This is a genomic window from Lentilactobacillus parabuchneri DSM 5707 = NBRC 107865 (assembly GCF_001435315.1).
GTDB classification, from domain to species: Bacteria; Bacillota; Bacilli; order Lactobacillales; family Lactobacillaceae; genus Lentilactobacillus; species Lentilactobacillus parabuchneri.
This window is the reverse complement of record NZ_AZGK01000004.1, coordinates 142,335-165,414: the sequence shown is the minus strand read 5'-3', so window position 1 is coordinate 165,414 and position 23,080 is coordinate 142,335. Positions and strand designations below refer to the sequence as shown.

The window sequence follows — 23,080 nt, the reverse complement described above, 5'->3', positions numbered from 1 at the left end:
AAAAATTATTGAATGTGACTGTGAACGCGGGTCAGAACATCCTTGATCTTTCCTAAATCGAGTTGGTCGAGTGAAAAAACCGTGTTGAGTTCATCCAAATAGGCGTTATAAATTCCTTCAGATAAATTGCGTCCTTTGACAGTCGCGTTTAACTTGAAGCGGCTTTGATTAGCCGGGTCGACCTGACGAGACACTAACTGTTTTGCAATTAAGCCCTTGATGATGGTGGAAACGGTACTTTTGTTGAGTTCTAAGATCTCTGCCAAGCCGATGACTGAGTTATCAGGGAAGTCCACCAAAGTATCAATTAATAAAAGCTCATTTGGAGCCAGGCCGTGTTTTCTGGCGTATTTGCGCAAAAGTCGGCGTTCCGTTCGCCGAATCCCGCGATTCAAAAAGATGATTTCTTTGAGTAAGTCGCGTTGTTGGGTATTGATGATGATCACCTCATTTTAGTTGAAGTGTTCGAAAACAAACACTAATCATTCTACACGTCCTTTGGGAAAATGCAACCTGAGGGGTGAAAATGCAGTGCGTGCTGGGATTGGATGAAATTGGTTCGTAGATGACAAGTTTGATTTTAAACGTAATAGAACCGACCAACGATGAATGAGTTGCATTCATGATTGGTCGGTTCTTTTGATGCGAGTCTAAGGAATGTAAGCATGATTTCAATTTGTAAGGGGGGCTGTTATTTAGATAAAACGTGTTCCGACGAGCCTGATACTAATTTCTAAGGGAACTTTGATTCAAACCCAAAAGCAGGGTTTAAACCAAAGCTGCCTTAGAAACCGCATCACCCAGCCCTCGTCACACTCTCGGCACAATTACCCTCAAAAAATCCGCCTTTGTTTTGACCGTAATTGGCAGCGACATGGCGGGGTCACCATCAATTCTTGCCTGGATGTCACGCTTGGACTGGTTTTCAATTTTAACCGTTTGGCATTTAAAGTATTTGACACCCTTGGCGTTCTTGAGATTTCCCGTAATGAAATAGCGTAAATACGTCAGCAATTTCATCGGTGTAAAGCTCTTCAAAATAAAAACGTGCAGATAATCGTCATCATAAGACGCGTCGGGGTTAAAGGCAATGAAGCCGCCGACCGAGTTCGTTGTTGTAATGAGCAGAATTTGCGAACGTAAGGTTTCAGTGTGACCGTTTGCGGTAATCTTCAGCTTGTAAGAGCGGTTGGTGAATAACTCCTTGAAGCCCTTGACTAGATAGATCGCCTTGCCAAACTTTTTCTTCTCGTCGTCCTTCACGTTCCTGGCGATGTCGGCAAGTCGGCCCAGTGTCAGGCTGCTAATCATCGGTGTGTCTCCGATGGCACCTAAATCCACTTCCGTTGGTTCGCCGTTCAGAAGGTTATTGATGGCGTCATCGACTTTCAGCGGGATGTCCAGTGCCCGGGCAAAATTATTAATCGTGCCACCGGGGATGATTCCTAGAGGAATGGCCTTCCCTGCCTTTAAAAAGCCCTCACAGGCGGTATTGATTGACCCGTCACCACCAATGGTAATTAAACAATCGTAGTTTTCGGTAGCGATTTCTGCTTGGTGAACCGCGTCATCTCGGGATTTAGTCTGGCGTAAGTCAACTGTTTTGCCATTACTTTCCAACAGCGTCTTGGCATCAGTCGCAATCTGTTGATTATCGGTTTTACCGGCATTCTTATTATAGATAATGACGTACTTTTTCATGTTGCACCTCCTATTCATCGATCCTAGGATTACAACATCATTATATTATGATTCGCGAGTTGTGTCGTCTTTAGGGATTATCGTCAGCGATCCGTTCATAATCGGCGAAGTGGCGTCGACTGTATCAGGATCAGTGAAAATTTTGAGGAATTTCATGAAACTTTCAGCAGTGTTGGCTTCGTTGAGGTCCTTTAATGGCAGCCAATAGTTTTTGCCTTCGTCAGATTGCTTGAGTTCACCGGAAAAATGAGTCGTTTTATATAGAAATCCGATTCGGCGATACGCGGGGGTTTCATTAAACCACTCAACTGTCCCGCATGACTGCAAATGACTCACCTTGAGGCCGGTTTCTTCAAAGACTTCTCTGACCATGGCATCGTATAATGACTCGCCTTTTTCAACGTGGCCACCGGGAAAGGTGTGACCGAACTTCCAAGCAACGTCGGTCTTGTCTTCTACCAGCACTTCTCGAGTCTGTTCATTATAGATCATGCACATGTTGACCATTTCAATTGGTTCGGAACGTGAATATGTCATTTAACTGCCTCCCGTATCGTTAATATATCCTTTGGTGCTTAGTATAAAGTAGATAGTAAGCTGGGACAAGAAGGGTGAGGGGATTCTTGGCTGGGCGATGAAACGAGTTTTATTTTGTGTCTCATTTAGCCGGTTGGACGACCTGGAAACCACGGCAGAAAAATAGCCAGTCAACGATGAATAAACTGCGTTCATTATTGACTGGTTATTTTTGTGGTCTGATGGCCATGAAATGTCTAGTAGTTAAACGGTTCGCTTTGCACTCTGGTTTGATGTAGATGTCCGTTTGGGCTTTCCTTTTTACCTAGCCCAAACTTGCTCCGACGACCACAAACGAAGTGCAGTGTCTAGTCCTGTGGACGACGCAACTGACACTGCGATCTAAGACCTTCCAATCAAAATCCAAAACCAGGATTTCAATTGGAAGGACCTTAGCTCTCCGACGGCTGTGAAACCGCCTAGCCTACTTGGCGTGTCAAACCGTTGCTCGTCGCACTCTCCCCTAATGCAACCGCGGATCCTTTGGGACATCCAGTCCGCCCAGTTGTCCTCTAAATTCTTTTGAATACAGGTTCAGATCAGAACGATATTCATCGAGATCTTTACTCATTTCAACGGTGTAATCAGCTTCTTCACCGTGTTCACCTTGGTCCAGGCCAAGCTCTTCTTCCTTGCGATCAACCCGCATTGGCATCACCAGACTGAGGCCCTTGATAATAATGGAAGCGGCAATGGCCACGAAGACGATTGTTGCAAGTGTTGCAACGACTTGGACTGTAATTTGGTGCCAACCACCACCGTAAAAGGCGCCGTTGTGAGCGACAATCGGGTTAACTGCCTTGGTTGCGAACAATCCGGTTGCAATACTTCCGACAATCCCACTGACCCCATGGCAGCCAAATGCGTCTAACGCATCATCGACACCAATTCGATCTTTTAGATAGTTAACGAAGAAATAACTGGCAAATGTTGAGAACATCCCGATCCAAAATGATCCGGCAATTGTCACAAACCCACAGGCTGGCGTAATCCCAACCAGACCACAGAGGGTACCGGTACAAACACCTACCAAAGTTGGCTTCCCATTAATGATCATATCCAAAATCATCCATGTGACCATTGCGGTACCCGTGGACATGGTCGTGGTAATCGTTGCTTGCGCAGCAATGTTATCAACTCCCAGGGCAGAACCAGCGTTAAAGCCGTACCAGCCAATCCACAAAATCGCAGTTCCAAGCAAGACCCACGGCAGGTTGTAATGCGTGTGGGGGATGTCGCCAAATTTAATGCGATTGCCTAAGAAAGCAGACAATACAAATGCTGTAACACCAGCGTTGATATGAACAACGGTTCCACCAGCGAAGTCGAGAACGCCAAGCCCATAGAGGATGCCGTGAGGGCTCCAGACCAAGTGAACCATCGGGTAATAAATAATGACTGACCAAAGAACTAGGAAGACTAAGAGAAAATTAAACCTAATTCGGCCAACCACCGCACCGACGAACAGGGCAGGCGTAATGACGGCAAACATCATTTCAAATACGGCGAAGATCCCAGTTGGAATTTTAGTCGCTGTCAGGCTGGTCAGGTCGATGCCGTTCATAAAGAAATTCTTGACGGTTCCGATGAACCCACCAATGTCACCTGAAAATGAGAGTGAATAGCCAATCACAATCCAAAGAACAATTGCAACACCGGTCATGATGAAAACTGACAGCATCGTGTTGACAACGTTTCGCTTTGAAACCAGGCCCCCATAGAAAAACGCTAGTCCGGGAGTCATGAATAATACCAAAATACTGGATAGAATCATAAATGAGGTGTTTGCAGCATTCATAACATCGCTTCCTTATCTTTTAATGTCATAAATTCTAACATCATCTTTTTCACACGTCCAGCACTTTTTGAAATTGGTTAGAAGATTAGAATCTCGCTCATTCAAATGGAACCGGTACCAATGCCTAAAAACAACAACTTTTATCAGCATGATCGTTAGTAAAAAGAATTTCATTTTTAAATTGGTACATGTAATTAAATCTGACACAAAAGCAGCTCATCACATTTAATGATGAACTGCTTTTCTACTTGTTGCTTCAAATTTAATTTAATTCATTAATGGCTTCTGGAATTGGTTCGTTTCCAGTACTCATTTCAATGACTTCTTTAATTCCGGCGTGATTTTCGACCAGGCCAATTAAAACATCGGCAACATTATCAATGCTATTTTCATTGGTGCTGTATGCACCCAGAGTCACTTTTCCGGACCCGGTCTTTTCAACCAGTGTAGTTGGTTGGAGGATCGTGTAATCCAAATGGGTATTATGGATCAGCCACTCATCGGCGTAATATTTGGCGATGAGATAATTCTCAAGTGGGGAGTCAGCGAATTCATCCGGAGACAGCGACCCCTTGGAGCTCAACATAACGAAGCGATTGATTTCCTTTTCTTCGGCGGCCTGCATGACCTTAACGGCACCATGCAGATCAATCTTCAGCAAATCTCTGCCACCCGAACCGGCAGCGAAGATAATTGCGTCAGCTTCCGGAAGGGCTTCTTTAATGTCGTCCATTTTGTCACTGAGGTCCAAGGCAAACGGAGTGACATGGTCGTTAGCTGGAATTTTTTCGGGTTGCCGGGCACCGGCATAGACCTCGTCTTCAGGATGCTTTGCCAGCTTTGCGACGATATTTGACCCAACTCGTCCAGTAGCACCAATTACGATGATTTTCATATACTTCTCCTCCAATCTTGTTACCTCTAATTATGGTGGAATTAATCCGATAATGCAAAAAGAAGATTTATTTAAGGAAAATGCCAAACTTGATATAGGTCAATTCTTTATTTGCGCATCCACCATATACTTAAGATACAAATTAAGGAATGGAGCGGGATATTATGAAATTTCAAAAGTACATTAATCAGCACACAAACCAGATAACGTTAGTCACCGCAATATTAATTGGGGTTGGCCTGCTTGGAAAGGTTTTGAACAGCGATATGATTTACACGGTTTCATTTATCGCCGCTTCAATCATTTCCGCAGTCCCAATCATTCTTCGGGCAATCTCGGCACTTCGATTTAAAACGATTAGTATTGAATTACTGGTAAGTATCGCTGTTATTGGGGCCTTCGCCATTGGTGAATATAACGAATCGGCGATTGTGACCTTCCTGTTCTTATTTGGAACATTCTTGGAAGACAAAACATTGGCCAAGACGAGGCACTCAATCAAAGATTTAACTGAGATGGCACCCACCACCGCGTTAGTTGTTGATGACGATGGTGAGACCGAAGAGACCGACGTTGACTTTGTTGACGTAGACGATGTGGTATTGGTCAAAGCCGGCGGCCAAATTCCAGTCGATGGCGAAATTGTCGACGGTTCAGGGCACATCAACGAAGCAAGCATTACCGGCGAATCCAAATTAGTCACCAAAAATGTGGGCGACCAAGTCTTTTCAGGCACAATGCTCGACAATGGTACAGTAAAAGTTCGTGCAACCAAAGTCGGTGATGATACGACATTTGGCAAAATTGTTGAATTAGTCGAAGATGCTCAAGATACCAAGTCACCAGCCGAAAAGTTTATTGATAAATTTGCCACTTATTACACCCCGGCCGTTTTGATTATTGCCTTGATTGTCGGGCTGGTTACTAAAGACTTCCGGTTAGCGATCACCGTCTTAGTGCTTGGCTGCCCAGGCGCTTTGGTCATCGGCGCACCAGTCTCAAACGTTGCCGGAATTGGTAACGGTGCGAAAAATGGCGTCTTGATCAAGGGCGGCGAAGTCATGAACACCTTCGCCAACGTTGACACCCTCGTCTTTGATAAAACCGGGACCTTAACAGAAGGCAAAACCGCTGTTACGCAGTTGAAAGATTACTCAAAGAATCAACTCGGCTTGACGATTGCGGCTGCAATTGAAAAACAGTCGGATCATCCACTTGCCCAAGCAGTTGTTAAATTCTCTGCAGACCACAAAATTGGATTTGACAAGGTCGAAGTGACTGATGCCGATACTATTAAAGGTCGAGGTGTGAAAGCAACCGCTGATGGCCAATCGGTTTTGATTGGTAATCTCAGATTGATGAACGATGAGGAAATTGCCTTAACTGACCAGCAGAAGTCAGATTTAGAGGCCATTCAAAGCCAGGGAAGTTCAACTGTCATTGTTGCTTTCGATGGCCGGGTTCAAACCATCCTTGGAATCTCAGATGTGATCCGTCAAGGCGTTAAGGAAAGCTTGGCCACTTTGAAGTCACTTGGCATCAAAAAGACCGTGATGCTGACTGGGGATAATTTGCAAACTGCTGATGCCGTTGCCGACCAAATTGGCATTGATGAAGTTCATGCGGAATTATTACCCGAACAAAAAGTTGAATATGTTAAGAAGTACCAGGAGCAAGGCCACAAAGTTGCCTTTGTCGGTGACGGCATCAATGACAGCCCGTCGCTGGTTACAGCAGACATTGGAATTGCCATGGGAAGTGGAACCGACGTTGCCGTTGAAACCTCAGACGTTGTCCTCATGTCATCCGGATTCAACGAATTGATTCACGCTTATGGCTTGTCGAAGAAGACCGTGATGAATACCAAAGAGAACATTTTCATCGCGATTGCCACGGTGGCAGCACTGCTAATTGGCCTGATTCTTGGCTTCATATACATGGCCAGTGGGATGTTCGTCCATGAAGCAAGTATCCTGGTTGTCATCTTTAACGCAATGAGATTAATTAATTATCGACCGAAAGTTGCAAAACTTGATCCAGATCAATTATCCGTTCGCGAATATGATTTATCATTAAAACAGTAAAGAAGTAAAGAAGATGGAGGTCATTAATATGAGTAAAGCAATTTTACAGCTCGACGCACTGTCATGCCCGTCATGCATGCAAAAAATCAAGGGTGCCCTTGAGAAGCAAGATGGGGTGGAAAACGTCAAAGTGATGTTTAATGCCGCTAAAGTCAAAACCGAATTTGACGGTGATAAGATTTCCGCTGACAAATTGTCAGACACCGTTTCCGATTTAGGCTACGAAGTTCAGTCAATGAAAGTTAAATAACGAGGTGAAAGATATGACAACAGCAACTCCAGAAAAATTATTCGAAGCAGAAGTAAAGCAAGCAGATATTGATCATCACACACCAACTGCCGGCGCAATGACCGGACATATCGTTTCCAACTTGGAAGTTTTAGCCAATAAGCTTCAAATGGCAAAATGGTATGTCAAAGGGATGTCCGCTGAAACGTTGAAGAATGTGTTTGGCGACTTGCTTGACCAAGCATACAGCCAAAAAGATGCCTTAGGGACAGTTCTGATCGATGAAGGCCTCATTACCCCAAGTACCCAAAAAGAATTCACTGAGTACGCCATGCTTGAGGAAAACGGCCAAAATAAATATGAAACAGCTGAATGGCTTGTCGATGATCTGGTTCACGATTACGATACGGAAAACATGTTTGTAACTCGCGCAATCAAATTGGCACAAAAAGAGGATCGCCCGGTTTTAGCCGACTATCTGGTCAACTTGCTTGGAGACAACAACCACAACGTTGCCAAGTTGCAAGCACTGCTTGGAAAGTCACCAAGAGAAGGCTTGGATGAAGACGAGGATGATGAGGACTAGGATTTAAGCTTGAGGGTCACGTAATTTAAACCACTAAAAAAGTTCTGGGGACAACCCCAGAACTTTTTTGTACGCAAGAAGTACGCAAGAAGTACACAAATTGTACACATTTATTCTGCTCGATTACCCGGCAAATTTCCCTTAACGACCTTGCCACGTTTCTTGGCCTCTTGGACCAGAATTTTATATTGGCGCTGGGCGTTTTCGTAAATTTGACCGGCTTCTTTTAATTGCTGCTGTGATTCGTTTAATTGTTCAACGAGTTGTGAGTCTGTGTAGGCTGACTTATGGCGTTGAATCTGTTCGGTCATTTGGTAAGCTTTAACGACTGTTCGATACCCTCCGCGGCCAAAGCTGGCAATTTGCGTACCGGCGTTTTTCAAAGATGGCTGGGCACTGAAATTATTAATCCGAAGCAGGAGCTTTTCGCTGACGTGACTATTCCAGTAGGTGATTAACGGACCCGTGAAGAAGGCGACGATAATGGTTGCAATTCCAACTGGACCGCCGATGAAAAACCCGGCGATCATGAACAAAATGTCTTGGCCAATTCTGGCTACCCGGTACTTCAAATGAACTCGAGTTGAAAGAATTGGCGCAATTGCATCGTAGGGGGCGACCCCCAGACTGGCACCCATATACATGGAAGAGCCCAACGTGAACAATAATAAGCCGATAATCAAGTCGGCCGATATCGTCAAAAAGTTAAGCGAATTTGGCAGGATTTGATTATACAAAGTTGTAAACCATTGAATTTCATAACCCACCAAAATCATGTTCATGATGGTGCCGATACCAATCTTCTTCCGATCCAGTAAGAGGACAATCATAAAGATAACCAGGTTGGAAATAAGCTGGGTATTTCCCAGACCAAGGCCAATCTTGGCAGCAATCCCAGTGTTCATTGCCGTAAACGGATCCAGACCGACACGACCTTCACGAAGAAAGGTGGTTCCAAGCGACAAAAGTGCGATTCCAACAAATGCCATGAGTGTTTTTAGACTGATTGCGGCACCGCGATTAACGGACGGCTGCTGCGGCTCTATCTCAGCCTCTGATTGCGTGTTTTTATCCATAACAGTATTAATCAATCATCCTTTCGTGTAAGCAAACGTTTGTGTTATTGTAACATCAACCTTTTTTAGAATCAAAAATAGTGTCGGCTGTATCATTCGACCGCCGTTCAACGCAAAAAGCTGAGATGCTTAACGCACCTCAGCTTTTGTGTTGAATAAATTACCAAAGATATTCAACTGGATTTTTAATGTATTGATCGTAAACGTCGCGGACAATCTGCATCTGGGCATCCGTAAACGCCGGCAGTTCTGCAGCAGTGGTATTGCGGTCAATTTGGTTGGGGTTACTTGCCCCGGGAATGACAGCAGAAACGGCGTCAAACATCAAAATAAAGCGCAGCGCCATAGCGGCGAGGTTGTCCGTTCCCAACCGGTCTTTCAACTCGTTTGCAGCTTTGACGCCAGTCAGATAATCAACGCCGGAGAATGTTTCGCCTTTGTCAAATTGTTCGCCATGGCGGTTGGTGGTCCGGTGATCCTCTGGCGCAAATTTGGTATCAGCCGTATATTTACCCGTTAACAAGCCACTTGCCAACGGGACTCGGGCTAAGATGCCGACGTTATTTTTCTTGGCCAAATCAAAGAACAAATCTGCTGGCCGCAACCGGAACATATTAAAAATAATTTCAACGGCAGAAATATCGTAGCTCAAGGCCTTGATTCCTTCTTCGACCCGTTCAACGCTGACACCGTAGTTTTGAATTTTACCCTGCTTTTTAAGCTTATCCATTTCAAAGAAGGTTTCCGGCATATAGTAATTCATCATTGGTGGACAGTGCAAAAGGACCATGTCCAAGGAGTCGACACCCATGTTTTTCAAGGATTCATCTACGTAACGGACAAGATGCTCAGGGTTGAAGTGCTCGAGGGATAGTGGGGATTCCTTCCGGCCAATCTTGGTTGTAAAGTGAACGTCGGGATGAGACCGAACAAACTCACCAACCGCCTGCTCACTTTTACCATCTTGGTAACCATCAGCGGTGTCAAAGAAATTAACGCCGTGATTGTATGCTTCTTCCAGAGTGTCTCGGGCATCTTTGGAGTCAAACGGGGTGCCCCACTTGCCACCAAGCTGCCAAGTGCCCAGTGAAACTTCACTAATTTTGTATCCGGTTTTACCTAAGGTTCTAAATTTCATCATATAGCCTCCATGTAAATCTTGTTATGAGTTAATTTTACCATTTTCAGAAGCTAAGTTTGCGGGAAATAAATGACTGGTTAAGACCACCACAAGGGAAACAAAATAACCAATTGCTGCCCAGGTGAACATGGTCCGGTAACCGCCTGAATTATTGAGAAAGGCGCCGGCAAAAGCCCCGATCACAACGCCAAATGACTGGACGAATTGTAGGAGCGCAAACGCTGAGCCTAATTGGCTGTGAGGAATCGTTTTGGACACTTCGATTTCGATCGTTGGATTATGACCGGCATCAGATAGTCCAAGCAGACTGCGACTCAGTATCAAAGCCAAAACGGTTATGGAAAGGGCGGCGACGACATAACTCATGGTCCCCAGCAATAACGCAAAAGCCAATAATCCGATAGACGACCAACGATTGATGAAGAAATCAACTGAATGAGAAATTGCAAATGAAAAGACGCCAGTAATTGCGATGGTGACACCGATCAAAAGCAGACCGGCATGACTGTCGATTTGACGAACAATCAAAGCCAAGTAGGGCGTGATCGAATTATTGGTGATTTGAATTAGAAGGACCCCCAACAACACCAAAACCAGCCGCACAGGAAAATGACGCGGTATTTTTTGATTGCTTCGTGGCGTAACGCGCGTGTTTGGCAGCTTAAACTGTAAGAATCCGCAACACAACAATAGAAGTCCGCCACTAATGATTAAGGTGAGCCGAAACGACAGCAGTGGAATTAAGATTCCTCCGATGACTGGCGCTAAGACGGTGGCCAAGCTGGTGGCAACACCTAATTTGCCAAGGGTTTGGCCCACTTTGGCAGCCGGAACCAGACTGATGAGAATACTGCTGGCAATCGAAATAAAGCCAACGAACAGGCCTTGAATGATTTTTAAAATGACCAACTGAAGTGGATTTTGAACCATACTCATTAACAGCAGAATAATAGCCGAGCCAAAACCAGCTCGAAGCAGCCAGGGCTTGGCGCCATATTTAATCGCAAGTCGGTTCCAAACCGGTGCAATCAACATGCCAACCAGATAGGGTGCAGCAATACACAGGCTGGTGAACCAGCTGGTTGCCGCGGTCCCTGTATGGAGCGTTTCTTTGATGAAAAGTGGTAAGAATGGGTTGATCTCGCCCCAGGACACTAGAAAGATAAATGACGTAAAAACAAACAAGCTGGTAATACTAAACGATGGTTCTCGATATCGATCCTTAAAGAAGCCAAACATATCAATTCCCCCTATGTATTGTCATTAAGTTATGTTTTCCATGTTAACGCAAAAGTAGTTTGGATAAAACAATCGACAACTGTTCTCAGTCGAATCAGTAAACAAAATCCGTAAATTAGCGAATAAATTTAGGGCAAAAGGGTCATATATCGTTTTAAACACGAACAATAAGGTTGACTTACAACATCATGTCAAGTATCCTTTAGACACTAAATAAATTTGAAAAGGTGAGTGGTTTAAATGGCAAACGTTGTCGGCGTAGCAATGGGCTCGATATCTGACTGGCCAACGATGAAGCTGGCTTGTGAGCAACTGGAAAGTCTCAAAATCCCTTATGAGAAGCACATTATCTCAGCACATAGAATGCCCGATGAACTTCAAGAATTTGGCAAAACAGCGCGGGACAAAGGATTGAAAGTTATCATTGCTGGTGCCGGTGGGGCTGCTCACCTGCCAGGAATGATTGCCGCCAACACGACACTTCCCGTAATTGGGGTGCCAATGAAAACACGAACATTAAACGGAGTTGACTCATTGCTCTCAATCGTCCAAATGCCGTTTGGTGCGCCAGTGGCGACCGTCAGCATTGGTGAAGCTGGTGCAAAGAATGCCGCATTGCTGGCAGCTCAGGTCTTGGCAACAACTGATCCGCAGGTTGAACAAAGGCTTGCTGATCTAAAAGAAAAGCAGAGAGTGGAGGCCAAAAACAGTGAGCAACAGTTCGATTAAAACAATTTTGCCGCCCGCAACCATTGGAATCGTTGGTGGTGGACAACTCGGCCAGATGATGGCGTTAATTGCCAAATCGATGGGGTATCACGTTGGAATTCTGGATCCAACGCCTGAAGCACCTGCAGGGCAGGTTGCCGACTTTCAAATTGTTGCTGAATACGACGACGTTGATTCATTAATGAAATTAGCCGAGCAAAGTGACGTGTTGACTTACGAATTTGAAAATGTCGACGAAAATTCGTTGTTGAAAGCTAACAAAGTCGCTGAGCTCCCGCAAGGCGTCAATTTACTTCACATCACCGGCCAACGCCTGAATGAAAAGAACTTCCTTAAAGATTGTGGCATCCCCGTTACCAAGTTTGCGGCGGTTTCTGATGAAGCATCACTCAAACGGGCAGTTGAAGAAGTTGGCTATCCTGCGATTTTAAAGACCGTTTCCGGTGGTTACGATGGGCATGGTCAAATGGATATCAATTCCGCAGCCGACGTTGCCAATGCCTCTGAGCTTTACTCAAAAGCGACCTGCATTTTAGAAGCCCGCCAAGATTTCATTGCTGAAGCATCGGTGATGGTCACTCGGGACCTCAACGGAAAAGTGATTACATTTCCGCTTGTCGAAAATCGTCATAAGAATCATATCCTTCATACGACGATTGCACCGGGGAGGTTTTCCAAGACCGTTCATGCCAAAGCCAAGCAATATGCTGAAATCATTGCCAACCGTCTCGACTTATATGGCGTTCTTGGAATTGAACTATTCGTGATTAATGACCAAGATGTCATGGTTAACGAATTGGCGCCTCGCCCACATAACTCCGGTCACTACACGATCGAAGCCTGCAACATTTCTCAATTTGAAGCCCACATCAGAAGTATTTGCGGCTTGCCGATTCCTGAAATTATTCAAGAAAAGCCCGCAGTGATGCGAAACCTATTGGGAACCGACTTAACCCTTGCCAGAAATTTACTCAAAGAACATCCTGAGTGGCATTTTCATGATTATGGGAAGGCTGAAATTCGACCACAACGCAAAATGGGCCACGTTACCGTCGTTGGTGACGACATTGACCAGTTACTGAAATCAACAGACATGCTAAAGGGAGAAAATTAAAATGACTGAAATAGTTAAAAAAGACTTGTTGTATAAAGGTAAAGCCAAAGAAATGTACACCACCAACGAACCGAACACCATGTGGGTTCATTACATGGACCAAGTGACCGCTTTTAACGGCAAGAAAAAAGTCCAAATGGAAGGCAAGGGCCAAACCAACTGTGAAATTTCGGCCTTGATTTTCCAAGACCTTGCCAAGCACGGCATTAAGAACCATTTTATCAAGCAGATTGACTCAAATAACCAACTCGTTAAACGGGTTCAAATCATTCCTTTGGAAACAGTTGTCCGAAACTTTGCGTCCGGTAGTTTCGAAAAGAAATTTGCTGCCAAACACTTGATGAAGTTCGATAAGCCGGTTCAAGAATTTTTCTACAAGAGTGACGAACTGGATGACCCATTCATTAATGATTTTCAAGCTGAAGCATTGGGCGTTGCAACCGAAGACCAAATGAAACAAATGCGCGCCATTGCCCTTAAAGTGAACGACCGGCTAAAAGAAATCTTCTCAGAAATGAATATTGACCTGGTCGACTTCAAAGTTGAATTTGGGATGGACTCAGATAACCAGCTGATCTTGGCCGACGAAATTTCACCTGACAGCTGCCGCTTGATCGACCGCGAGACGAAGAAGTCACTTGATAAAGATGTCTTCAGAAAAGGTCTTGGGGCATTGGTTCCTGTATATAAAGAAATTCTTGGACGTTTGGAAAAAGTGGAGGATGTTAAATAATGGCTCTCGTAAAAGTGTACGTAAACTATAAAAAATCCATTTTGAATCCTGAAGCAGAAGCTGTTCATAAGGCTTTGAAACGTTTAGGTTACGACAATATTGATGACGTTAAGCTCGGTAAGTATTTCGAATTAACCGTTGCTGACGGAAAGTCTAAAGACGAGTTGGATCACGAAATCAACGAAATTTGCGACAAACTGTTGGCCAATTACAATATGGAAAATTATCACTATGAAATTGTTGAAACGGAGGCTGCCCAATGAAATTTGCTGTCCTTGCATTTCCAGGATCGAATTGCGAAATGGATCTCTATAACGCAATCAAAGACATCATTAAAGAAGATGTCGAACTGGTTTCATACAAAAATGAGTCACTCGATGGTTTTGACGCCGTACTTATTCCCGGTGGTTTCTCTTATGGCGACTACTTGAGAAGTGGGGCAATTGCCCGTTTCTCACCAATTATTCCTGCACTTCAGGAATTCGCCAACAGTGGCAAACCAGTTCTTGGAATTTGCAACGGATTTCAGATTCTCACTGAAGCCGGGTTGTTACCCGGAAGCCTTCAGAAAAATGTTTCTGCAAAGTTTATTTGTAAGACTGAACCGCTTGTTGTCAATAACGACCAATCAATGTTCAGTTCGGAATACAAGGCGGGTCAGTTGATTAGCCTGCCAATTGCTCATGGTGACGGGAATTATTACTGTGACCAAGAGACGTTACGAGACCTGGTTGCCAATGATCAAATCGTTTTCAAGTATGCAACCAATCCCAACGGCAGTGTTAATAACATCGCCGGCATTATTAACAAACGTGGAAATGTCCTTGGAATGATGCCTCATCCTGAACGAGCCGTGGAAGCCATTCTTGGTTCCGATGACGGCAAGGGTGTCTTCCAGTCAATCGTCAATCACATTAAGACTCGAGGGGTAATCTATGAATAGTGTAATGGACCAAACAACCGAAGCGACGCCGGAACAAATCCGTGATCAAAAGTTATATCAATCAATGGGTCTAACCGACCATGAGTACGGATTAATCAAGGATGACGTTTTACACCGTTTACCAAACTACACAGAAGTCGGTTTGTTCTCAGGAATGTGGAGTGAACATTGCTCGTACAAAAACTCCAAGCCGGTTCTGAAAAAATTCTTTACCAAGGGCAAACATGTTGTTAAAGGTCCTGGTGAAGGTGCCGGCATTATTGATATCGGAGATAACCAAGGCGTTGTCTTTAAAGCAGAAAGTCATAATCATCCCTCAGCCGTTGAACCGTTTCAAGGCGCAACAACGGGTGTCGGTGGTATCTTACGGGACATCTTTTCAATGGGTGCCCGTCCGATTGCCAGCATGGACAGTTTGAGATTTGCCGAACCCAAGACGGATGCAGATAAGTATTTTATCCAACAAATCGTTGCTGGAATTAGTGCTTATGGAAACTGTATTGGCATTCCAACCGTTGGTGGCGACACCGCATTTGACGATGCCTATGCCCATAATCCACTCATTAACGTCATGTCAGTCGGCTTGATGGACCTTGATAAAATCGAGGTCGGGGCTGCTGCCGGCGTTGGCAACAGTATCATTTATGTTGGTCATAAAACGGGGCGTGACGGCATCAACGGCGCCTCATTTGCGTCCTTACAGTTTGATTCGGAACATGAAAGTCAACGGTCAGCTGTCCAAGTTGGCGATCCGTTTGAAGAAAAATTAGTGATGGAAGCCTGCCTTGAAGTCATTAACAACCATTCGGATGCCTTGGTGGGAATCCAAGATATGGGGGCCGCCGGGCTCGTTTCATCATCTGCAGAAATGGGCTCTAAGGCCGGTGGAAATGGGATGACCCTAGATCTTGACTTGGTTCCACAACGTGAAGAAGGCATGTCAGCTTTTGAACTGATGCTCTCCGAATCTCAAGAACGGATGTTATTGTGTGTCAAGGCCGGTCATGAAGATGAAGTCCTAAAAGTATTTGCTGACCAGGGTGTCAATGCGGTTGTCATTGGTCACGTGACGGAAGGCCACCAATATAAATTGTTGCATCACGGCAAGACGGTTGCTGACGTGCCGGTCGATTCACTGGCATCTCAAGCACCCGTTTACCATCGGGAATCAGCCGTTCCTGAACATTTGAAGAACGTTGATTCAGCGCAATTTGAGCCACAAATTTCCAACCCAACTGAAACATTGAAAGAGATGCTGGGCCAATTAACAATTGCATCTAAAGAAAGCATTTATGAAACATACGATACCCAAGTTCAAACGAATACGGTTGTGGCACCGGGATCTGACGCAGCTGTTGTCCGGGTCCGCCACCACGACAAAGCATTAGCGATCACCACTGATGTTAACGGTCGCTACCTGTACCTCAACCCACGGGTCGGCGGTGCGATGGCAGTGGCTGAAGCTGCCCGCAATATCGTTGCTTCCGGAGCGGTTCCACTTGGAATTACGGACTGTCTAAACTTTGGCAATCCTGAAAAGCCGGACCAATTCTATGAGTTGGATCAAGCGGTCATGGGGATGAGCGAAGCCTGCGAGAAATTTGAAGCGCCGGTTATTTCCGGGAATGTTTCGTTGAACAATGAATATGACAATATTCCAATTTACCCAACACCAATGGTCGGAATGGTTGGCTTGATCAAAGGGTTAAACCATATTACCACCCAAGACTTTAAGCATGCTGGTGATTTGGTTTATGTTGTCGGCAAGACCGAACCTGGTTTTAATGGTTCTCAAATTCAAAAAATGCAGACCGGAAAGATTGCCGGCAAACTGTTTGACTTTGATTTGGATTATGAACTTAAGATTCAACAACTCGTTACTCAAGCGATTCAAGCCAACCTGTTACAATCAGCCCACGATATTTCCGAAGGTGGTCTGATCACAGCGATCGCTGAAAGTACCTTTGGTCATCAATTGGGAGTCGACTTAGCAAGCGATTTAAGCGTTGCCGACTTCTTCTCTGAAAGCCAATCACGTTTCATCGTCTCAGTACCACAAGAAAAGCAGGCTGAATTCGAACAATTGGTTGGAAAAGAAGCGCAACAGCTTGGAAAGGTAGTCGATGACAATCACCTATTTGTCCAAGCCAACGATGGTTACTTTGACCTCGATGTTGATAAAGCGCTCGGGATTTGGAAAGGGGCATTGCCATGCCGTCTGAAGTAAAAAGTTTAAATGAAGAATGTGGCATCTTTGGTGTTTGGGGAACTCCCGACGCCGCCAAGCTGACTTACATTGGTTTGTTTGCCCTTCAACACCGCGGTCAGGAAGGCGCCGGAATTACAGTTAATAACGGTGGCCATCTGACAACCAAGCGGGGCTTTGGCCTTTTAACCGACGTTTTTGATTCGCCCAATGCAGTTGATGAAATGACTGGCGAGGCTGCAATCGGCCACGTTCGATATTCAACGGCCGGCAGCAATTTGCTGGAAAACATTCAACCACTGCCATTTAATTTTAGTGATACCCAGTTTGCTTTAGCACATAATGGGAACTTAACGAACGCCATTTCAATCCGAAAAAATCTCGAAGATCGTGGCGCCATTTATCATTCAAGTTCCGATACCGAAAATTTAATGCACTTGATTCGTTTGAGTCAGGCCGATAATTTGGATGACCAGATGAAAGAAGCCCTGAACATTATCAAGGGCGGCTTCGCCTACTTGGTCATGACGAAGGATCGGCTTTACGCAGCGCTTGATCCTAACGGCTTTCGACCATTGGTTGTCGGCCAGCTGCCAAATGGTGCATACGTCGTCTGCAGCGAGACTTGTGCCTTGGATGCCGTTGGCGCCAAATTCAAATGTGATGTTCAACCAGGTCAATTAATTAAAATCGATGACTCTGGGATCACGATTGACCAATACACCAATGACACTCAGTTGGCGATTTGCTCGATGGAATTTATCTACTTTGCCCGCCCTGATTCCGATATCTATGGGGTCAACGTTCACTCCGCCAGAAAGCGGATGGGGGCTCGATTGGCTCAAGAACAACCTGTCGAAAATGCTGATATGGTCATTGGGGTGCCGAACTCATCGTTGTCCGCAGCGATGGGATACGCTGAAGCGTCGGGACTGCCTTATGAAATGGGGCTGGTCAAGAACCAATATTCTGCCAGGACTTTCATTGAACCGACTCAGGAGCTTCGTGAGCAGGGTGTTAATATGAAGCTTTCCGCTGTAAAAGGCGTTGTCCGCGGCAAGAATCTTGTTTTGGTCGATGATTCAATCGTCCGTGGCACAACCAGTCGTCGGATCGTTAAGCTTCTTAAAGATGCTGGCGCCGCTTCCGTTCATTTGCGGATTGCTTCACCGCCACTGCGTTACCCATGTTTTTACGGAATCGATATCCAACACGTTCGTGAGTTGATTGCAGCCAATCAGACAATCGAAGAAATGAGAGAAACTTTTGGTGCCGATTCCCTTGGTTTCTTGAGTGTTCAAGGCGTGGTTGATTCAGTTAACCTGAAGACCGATGCGCCTAACAAAGGACTTTGTGTCGCTTACTTTGACGGCCAATATCCAACACCACTTTATGATTACCAAGAAGAGTACGATCGTGATCAAGCCCAACTACAACAAATGAGATGAGGTCATTATAATGGACGCCTACAAAAAGGCCGGTGTTGACATCAACGCTGGTTACAAGTTAGTCGATGATATTAAGAATTTATCTAAAAATAGTGCCCTTGGATCATTTGGCGGGTTGTTTCCTTTAGAGCTGGGTACCTATCAAAATCCAGTTCTGGTATCCGGAACAGATGGGGTTGGAACGAAGCTGTTGATCGCAATTAAGGCCAATCTTCATAAAACAATTGGTATTGATTTGGTCGCGATGTGCGTCAACGATGTTTTGGCCCAGGGTGCCAAGCCGCTGTTCTTCCTTGATTACCTTGGGGTTGGTCATTTGGACAATGACAAAGCCAAAGACATCGTCAGCGGTGTTGTTGAAGGTGTCTCCCAAGCGCAGGCCAAATTGGTCGGTGGTGAAACAGCTGAAATGCCCGATATGTATACGGATGGTCACTATGATTTGGCTGGATTCGCAGTGGGGATTGCCGATAAGGCGAAACTGCTGAGCGCGAAGAATTTGCGTGAAGGGGATGTGTTGTTGGGACTTGCTTCTAACGGCCTTCATTCAAACGGGTTCAGCTTGGTGCGCGATATTTTATTCAAGCAACATGACTATTCACTTGATGAGACATTGCCCGGATGTGAGCTTGACTTGAAGCATGAGCTCTTGCGACCAACCAAGATCTATGTCAAGTCCGTGCTACCGCTGATCGATAAGGGGAAAATTACTGCTATTGCCCACATCACGGGTGGTGGCCTTCCCGAAAACGTTGCCCGAATTTTGCCTGACAATCTTTCTGCCGAGTTCAATTATGGCAGTTGGAAAGTGCCGGCAATTATGGAAAATCTTCAGCGCATTGGTCAGCTGTCATTTGACGATCTCAAGCATACTTTCAACCTTGGCTTGGGAATGGTCGTTGCCGTTCACCCAGACGTGGCTGAAGACGTTAAAGCAGAACTGGAGAAATCCGGTGAGACCGTTTATCGAGTTGGTAAGCTTGTTTCTGGGCATCAAGAAGTTATTATTCGAAAGGATCAACAATGAAACCTGACGTAAAAAACATTGCGATATTTGCTTCCGGCGAAGGAACCAATTTTACGGCGTTAACGGATTTCTTTAAGAAAGAAAGCCTACCGCTCAAAGTTAAATTACTGGTCTGTGACCACGCTCATGTTCACGTCCTTGACCGGGCACATCAAGAATCGGTTCCAACGTTTGTGATTAATTTTAAAGATTATCCGGATAAGGCCGCTGCTGAGACAGTCATCGCCCAAAAGTTAGCCGATAATCAAATTGATTTCATTATTCTTGCCGGCTACATGCGGATTATTGGTCCAACGCTGTTAGCCAAGTACGAGGGTAAGATCATTAACATCCATCCGGCATTGCTGCCGAAGTTTCCTGGTCGTCATGGAATTGAGGATGCTTATGAAGCCGGTGTCGATACCACTGGTGTGACGGTTCACTGGGTCGATTCCGGAATTGATTCCGGGAAGATCATCGCCCAACAGGAAGTCCCGGTACACAAGGATGATCAGTTGAGCGATCTTGAGCAGCGAATTCACGCAACCGAACATGTTTTGTATCCCAATGTTGTTAAACAATTATTAGAAAGAGGAGAAATCTAATGTCAAGAAGAGCCCTTTTAAGTGTTTCTGATAAAAGTAACCTGGTTGATTTTGCCAAACAGTTAATCGATTTGGACTTTGAAATCGTTTCAACTGGTGGTACCAAAAAAGCGTTGGAAGATGGCGGCGTGAAGGTGACCGGCGTTGAAGAAGTAACCGGATTTCCAGAAATGTTGGATGGCCGGGTAAAAACGCTTCATCCAAAGATTCATGCTGGTATTCTTGCCAAACGCGACAATCCCGACCACATGAAACAATTAAAAGATGCCGGTATCACCCCAATTGATTTGGTTGCGGTTAACCTATACCCATTTAAAGAAACCATTGAGAAGCCTGATACCACGCAAGCACAAGCCATCGAACAAATCGATATTGGCGGCCCTTCAATGCTGCGGGCAGCTGCCAAGAACTTTGCGGGTGTGCTGACGGTCGTCGACCCGGCTGATTACCAACCGGTCGTTGATGCGCTCAAAGACCATAAAGATGACGCCGATTTCAGAAAACATTTGGCTGCGAAGGTATTCCGTCACACTGCTGCCTATGATGCACTGATTTCTAATTACTTAACTGAAGAAGAGTTCCCAGAAAAATTAACACTGACCTATGAAAAGCAACAGGCACTCCGTTATGGTGAAAACAGTCATCAAAAAGCCGCGTTTTACCGTAAGGCACTACCATCCAAATTATCAATTATTCCCAACCAACTTCACGGTAAGGAATTATCATATAACAACATTAAGGATGCTAATGCTGCACTGAACATGGTCGCTGAATTTGATCAACCCACTGTCATTGCAATGAAGCACATGAACCCATGTGGTGTTGGTGTGGCAGACACCATTGAAAAGGCCTGGGATGAAGCATATGAATCAGACCCAATGTCAATTTTTGGCGGCATTATTGCAGTGAACCGCGAAATTGATGCTGCAACTGCTGAAAAGATGCACAAGATCTTTTTGGAAATTATCATTGCACCTTCATACAGTGATGAAGCATTTGAAATCCTGGCCAAAAAGAAGAATATCCGTTTGCTGAAAGCTGACTTGAGCCATCGTGACCAACCTGACCGCTTTGAAGAGATTACTGTCAGTGGTGGGATGTTAATTCAAGAAAGCGACCATGAAATTGACCAAATTCCTGATTTCAAGGTGGTTACCAAGGTTCAACCAACTGAACAACAGTTAAAGGCGCTCCAATTTGGCCAACACGTGGTTAAACACGTTAAGAGTAACGCAGTGGTTGTAACGACCGATTCTAAGACTTTGGGTGTTGGAATGGGCCAACCAAACCGGATCGACTCGGCGAAAATTGCGATCCAAAAGGCAATGCCAAAAGACGGTTACGAAAATGCCATTATGGCATCGGATGCCTTCTTCCCAATGGATGACTGTGTTGAATATGCTGCAAAGCACGACATTAAGGCAATTATCCAACCCGGTGGCAGCATCAAGGATAAGGACTCGATTGCGATGGCAGACAAATTTGGTATCGCAATGGTCATGACAGGGGTTAGACATTTCAGGCATTAAAAGAACAGAGTGTGACGAGCCTCGGGTGGCTCCGGAGCATAAGCTGGTTATTGCCCTGGCGAACACATTTTAGTCAGAGTGAAGACTGGGGTCCGAACACCTAGCCAAACAAAAATCTACAAACCGCACCACAAGGCTGCTTGTCAGCCGTTATACATAACCAAAAACAACCAATCAAAAGGAGATCTCATCATGGCAAACGTCCTAGTTATCGGTTCCGGTGCCCGAGAGCACGCAATTGCAGCAACAATGTTGAAAAGTCCACAAGTTACAACAGTTTATTGTGCCCCTGGCAACCCTGGGATGAAAAAGGATCAGATACAGATTGTTGATATCGATGAAATGGATTTTCCAAAATTAGTTGAATTTGCCAAGGAACATCTGATTGATCTAACGTTTGTCGGACCGGAAGTTCCGCTCTCAAAAGGAATTGTCGATGCATTTATCGCAGCTCGTCTGCGTGTGTTTGGACCTGATGAGTCCGCAGCCCGCTTGGAAAGTGATAAGAATTTTGCCAAAGGCTTCATGCAGCGAAATAATATTCCGACAGCCAAGTTCAAAACGTTTACGGATTTTTCGGCAGCCAAGCATTACGCTGATGAACTGTCATTACCATTAGTTGTCAAAGAAAACGGGCTGGCTGCCGGTAAAGGGGTCACAATTGTTAAGGATGCCGATGACTTGGAGCCAACCATCAAGACGGCACTCGACAAATCCGGTGAGATCTTGATTGAAGAATTTCTTGAAGGCGAAGAATTTTCACTGATGCTATTTGTTGGCGGTGACAAGAAGGTTGTTTTTCCGATTTCCCAAGATCACAAGAAAATTGATGAGGGCGAAACCGGTCCAAATACTGGTGGTATGGGAGCTTATTCCCCTGTTCCCCATATTACTCAGGAAGTCTTGGACACAACGATTCATGAAATCGTGGATCCAACGATGGCCGGGCTTGCCAAAGAAGACCTGGAGTTTGCTGGAATTATTTACGTTGGCTGCATGCTGACAAAGCAGGGGCCAAAAGTTATCGAATACAATTTGCGACTGGGTGATCCTGAGACGCAGGTATTACTGCCACAACTTGAGAGTGATTTTTACCAGATGACGTCTGATTTGATTGACCGCAAATTGCCAGACATCAAATGGCAACAGGGTGATTTTTACTTGGGCGTGGTGGTTGCTGCCCCAGGGTATCCAACCTCACCGAAACAACATATTGCTTTACCGGCAGATTTACCAGGAAACATTTTTTATGCCGGTGTCACTGAAGAAGACGGTAAGCTATATAGTTCAGGTGGGCGAATCTTCACCTTGTATAATCACGCCTCAACTTTGGAATGTGCCCAGGCAAAGGTTTATGCCGAGTTAAGTAGATTGGACCTGCACGAGTTTTACTATCGAAAAGATATTGGCTTTAGAGATCTATAAACGATGAATGACAAAAG

Annotated in this window: 22 protein-coding genes; 14 read left to right on the top strand and 8 right to left on the bottom strand. The window is 45.1% G+C overall.

Going from position 1 to position 23,080, the window contains the following annotated elements; all coding sequences use genetic code 11:
* Positions 1-5: 5 nt before the first annotated feature.
* The 5 genes from FC51_RS05980 to FC51_RS05960 form a co-directional block, all read right to left on the bottom strand.
* The gene (locus tag FC51_RS05980) at positions 6-395 is read right to left on the bottom strand and encodes a MarR family winged helix-turn-helix transcriptional regulator (RefSeq protein ID WP_225355063.1); all 390 of its coding nucleotides are present in this window, start codon (positions 393-395) and stop codon (positions 6-8) included.
* Positions 396-810: 415 nt separating this feature from the next.
* The gene (locus tag FC51_RS05975) at positions 811-1,701 is read right to left on the bottom strand and encodes a diacylglycerol/lipid kinase family protein (RefSeq protein ID WP_057911223.1); all 891 of its coding nucleotides are present in this window, start codon (positions 1,699-1,701) and stop codon (positions 811-813) included.
* A 45-nt stretch (positions 1,702-1,746) separates the two neighbouring features.
* Positions 1,747-2,238 (bottom strand): 8-oxo-dGTP diphosphatase, encoded by a 492-nt coding sequence (locus tag FC51_RS05970; protein ID WP_057909935.1) that lies wholly within the window; start codon positions 2,236-2,238, stop codon positions 1,747-1,749.
* Positions 2,239-2,740: 502 nt separating this feature from the next.
* Positions 2,741-4,075 (bottom strand): ammonium transporter, encoded by a 1,335-nt coding sequence (locus tag FC51_RS05965; protein WP_057909936.1) that lies wholly within the window; start codon positions 4,073-4,075, stop codon positions 2,741-2,743.
* Positions 4,076-4,337: 262 nt separating this feature from the next.
* A complete protein-coding gene (locus FC51_RS05960) occupies positions 4,338-4,970 on the bottom strand; it encodes an NAD(P)H-binding protein (protein ID WP_057909937.1) in 633 nt (210 codons plus the stop codon).
* Between the two features lie 164 nt (positions 4,971-5,134).
* On the opposite strand from FC51_RS05960, the gene FC51_RS05955 reads away from it, so the two are divergent.
* Genes FC51_RS05955 through FC51_RS05945 form a run of 3 tightly spaced genes read left to right on the top strand, consistent with a single transcriptional unit; the run spans position 5,135 to position 7,869 of the window.
* On the top strand, positions 5,135-7,054 hold the full coding sequence (locus tag FC51_RS05955; protein WP_057911222.1) for a heavy metal translocating P-type ATPase: 1,920 nt from the start codon (positions 5,135-5,137) through the stop codon (positions 7,052-7,054).
* 28 nt (positions 7,055-7,082) lie between these two features.
* The gene (locus FC51_RS05950; protein WP_057909939.1) at positions 7,083-7,304 is read left to right on the top strand and encodes a heavy-metal-associated domain-containing protein; all 222 of its coding nucleotides are present in this window, start codon (positions 7,083-7,085) and stop codon (positions 7,302-7,304) included.
* Positions 7,305-7,317: 13 nt separating this feature from the next.
* On the top strand, positions 7,318-7,869 hold the full coding sequence (locus FC51_RS05945) for a ferritin-like domain-containing protein (RefSeq protein ID WP_057909940.1): 552 nt from the start codon (positions 7,318-7,320) through the stop codon (positions 7,867-7,869).
* Between the two features lie 110 nt (positions 7,870-7,979).
* On the opposite strand, the gene FC51_RS05940 is transcribed toward FC51_RS05945, so the two are convergent.
* The 3 genes from FC51_RS05940 to FC51_RS05930 all read right to left on the bottom strand — a co-directional run bounded on the left by FC51_RS05940 (position 7,980) and on the right by FC51_RS05930 (position 11,325).
* Positions 7,980-8,960 (bottom strand): YczE/YyaS/YitT family protein, encoded by a 981-nt coding sequence (locus FC51_RS05940; protein WP_366915160.1) that lies wholly within the window; start codon positions 8,958-8,960, stop codon positions 7,980-7,982.
* A 145-nt stretch (positions 8,961-9,105) separates the two neighbouring features.
* Positions 9,106-10,083 (bottom strand): aldo/keto reductase, encoded by a 978-nt coding sequence (locus FC51_RS05935; RefSeq protein WP_171031863.1) that lies wholly within the window; start codon positions 10,081-10,083, stop codon positions 9,106-9,108.
* A gap of 24 nt (positions 10,084-10,107) precedes the next feature.
* Positions 10,108-11,325: an MFS transporter gene (locus FC51_RS05930; RefSeq protein ID WP_057909943.1), complete on the bottom strand. Its 1,218-nt coding sequence runs from the start codon at positions 11,323-11,325 to the stop codon at positions 10,108-10,110.
* 240 nt (positions 11,326-11,565) lie between these two features.
* Here FC51_RS05930 and purE point away from each other — a divergent pair, with 240 nt between their 5' ends.
* The 11 genes from purE (at position 11,566) to purD (ending at position 23,063) form a co-directional block, all read left to right on the top strand.
* On the top strand, positions 11,566-12,054 hold the full coding sequence (gene purE, locus FC51_RS05925) for a 5-(carboxyamino)imidazole ribonucleotide mutase (RefSeq protein WP_057909944.1): 489 nt from the start codon (positions 11,566-11,568) through the stop codon (positions 12,052-12,054).
* Positions 12,035-13,168: a 5-(carboxyamino)imidazole ribonucleotide synthase gene (gene purK, locus FC51_RS05920; RefSeq protein ID WP_057909945.1), complete on the top strand. Its 1,134-nt coding sequence runs from the start codon at positions 12,035-12,037 to the stop codon at positions 13,166-13,168. The genes purE and purK overlap by 20 nt, the downstream gene beginning before the upstream one ends.
* Before the next feature lies 1 nt (position 13,169).
* Entirely contained in the window at positions 13,170-13,901 is a 732-nt protein-coding gene (gene purC, locus FC51_RS05915) for a phosphoribosylaminoimidazolesuccinocarboxamide synthase (RefSeq protein ID WP_057909946.1), read from the top strand.
* Positions 13,901-14,164 (top strand): phosphoribosylformylglycinamidine synthase subunit PurS, encoded by a 264-nt coding sequence (purS, locus tag FC51_RS05910; RefSeq protein WP_057909947.1) that lies wholly within the window; start codon positions 13,901-13,903, stop codon positions 14,162-14,164. The genes purC and purS overlap by 1 nt, the downstream gene beginning before the upstream one ends.
* On the top strand, positions 14,161-14,844 hold the full coding sequence (gene purQ / locus FC51_RS05905) for a phosphoribosylformylglycinamidine synthase subunit PurQ (RefSeq protein WP_057909948.1): 684 nt from the start codon (positions 14,161-14,163) through the stop codon (positions 14,842-14,844). The genes purS and purQ overlap by 4 nt, the downstream gene beginning before the upstream one ends.
* Entirely contained in the window at positions 14,837-17,071 is a 2,235-nt protein-coding gene (purL, locus tag FC51_RS05900) for a phosphoribosylformylglycinamidine synthase subunit PurL (protein WP_057909949.1), read from the top strand. The genes purQ and purL overlap by 8 nt, the downstream gene beginning before the upstream one ends.
* Entirely contained in the window at positions 17,056-18,498 is a 1,443-nt protein-coding gene (gene purF, locus FC51_RS05895; protein ID WP_057909957.1) for an amidophosphoribosyltransferase, read from the top strand. Before purL ends, purF begins: the two co-directional genes overlap by 16 nt.
* Before the next feature lie 10 nt (positions 18,499-18,508).
* Positions 18,509-19,525, top strand: a complete 1,017-nt coding sequence (gene purM / locus FC51_RS05890; RefSeq protein ID WP_057909950.1) for a phosphoribosylformylglycinamidine cyclo-ligase — start codon at positions 18,509-18,511, stop codon at positions 19,523-19,525.
* Entirely contained in the window at positions 19,522-20,109 is a 588-nt protein-coding gene (gene purN, locus FC51_RS05885; RefSeq protein ID WP_057909951.1) for a phosphoribosylglycinamide formyltransferase, read from the top strand. Before purM ends, purN begins: the two co-directional genes overlap by 4 nt.
* Positions 20,109-21,638 (top strand): bifunctional phosphoribosylaminoimidazolecarboxamide formyltransferase/IMP cyclohydrolase, encoded by a 1,530-nt coding sequence (purH, locus tag FC51_RS05880; protein ID WP_057909952.1) that lies wholly within the window; start codon positions 20,109-20,111, stop codon positions 21,636-21,638. The genes purN and purH overlap by 1 nt, the downstream gene beginning before the upstream one ends.
* 192 nt (positions 21,639-21,830) lie before the next feature.
* Positions 21,831-23,063 (top strand): phosphoribosylamine--glycine ligase, encoded by a 1,233-nt coding sequence (gene purD, locus FC51_RS05875; RefSeq protein WP_057909953.1) that lies wholly within the window; start codon positions 21,831-21,833, stop codon positions 23,061-23,063.
* Positions 23,064-23,080 lie beyond the last annotated feature (17 nt).

Coding starts and splice junctions, on each gene's coding strand:
- FC51_RS05975 (WP_057911223.1), bottom strand. CDS start 1,701: ATGAAAAAGTACGTCATTATCTATAATAAGAATGCCGGTAAAACCGAT.
- FC51_RS05970 (WP_057909935.1), bottom strand. CDS start 2,238: ATGACATATTCACGTTCCGAACCAATTGAAATGGTCAACATGTGCATG.
- FC51_RS05965 (WP_057909936.1), bottom strand. CDS start 4,075: ATGAATGCTGCAAACACCTCATTTATGATTCTATCCAGTATTTTGGTA.
- FC51_RS05960 (WP_057909937.1), bottom strand. CDS start 4,970: ATGAAAATCATCGTAATTGGTGCTACTGGACGAGTTGGGTCAAATATC.
- FC51_RS05955 (WP_057911222.1), top strand. CDS start 5,135: ATGAAATTTCAAAAGTACATTAATCAGCACACAAACCAGATAACGTTA.
- FC51_RS05950 (WP_057909939.1), top strand. CDS start 7,083: ATGAGTAAAGCAATTTTACAGCTCGACGCACTGTCATGCCCGTCATGC.
- FC51_RS05945 (WP_057909940.1), top strand. CDS start 7,318: ATGACAACAGCAACTCCAGAAAAATTATTCGAAGCAGAAGTAAAGCAA.
- FC51_RS05935 (WP_171031863.1), bottom strand. CDS start 10,083: ATGAAATTTAGAACCTTAGGTAAAACCGGATACAAAATTAGTGAAGTT.
- FC51_RS05930 (WP_057909943.1), bottom strand. CDS start 11,325: ATGTTTGGCTTCTTTAAGGATCGATATCGAGAACCATCGTTTAGTATT.
- purE (WP_057909944.1), top strand. CDS start 11,566: ATGGCAAACGTTGTCGGCGTAGCAATGGGCTCGATATCTGACTGGCCA.
- purC (WP_057909946.1), top strand. CDS start 13,170: ATGACTGAAATAGTTAAAAAAGACTTGTTGTATAAAGGTAAAGCCAAA.
- purS (WP_057909947.1), top strand. CDS start 13,901: ATGGCTCTCGTAAAAGTGTACGTAAACTATAAAAAATCCATTTTGAAT.
- purQ (WP_057909948.1), top strand. CDS start 14,161: ATGAAATTTGCTGTCCTTGCATTTCCAGGATCGAATTGCGAAATGGAT.
- purL (WP_057909949.1), top strand. CDS start 14,837: ATGAATAGTGTAATGGACCAAACAACCGAAGCGACGCCGGAACAAATC.
- purF (WP_057909957.1), top strand. CDS start 17,056: ATGCCGTCTGAAGTAAAAAGTTTAAATGAAGAATGTGGCATCTTTGGT.
- purM (WP_057909950.1), top strand. CDS start 18,509: ATGGACGCCTACAAAAAGGCCGGTGTTGACATCAACGCTGGTTACAAG.
- purN (WP_057909951.1), top strand. CDS start 19,522: ATGAAACCTGACGTAAAAAACATTGCGATATTTGCTTCCGGCGAAGGA.
- purH (WP_057909952.1), top strand. CDS start 20,109: ATGTCAAGAAGAGCCCTTTTAAGTGTTTCTGATAAAAGTAACCTGGTT.
- purD (WP_057909953.1), top strand. CDS start 21,831: ATGGCAAACGTCCTAGTTATCGGTTCCGGTGCCCGAGAGCACGCAATT.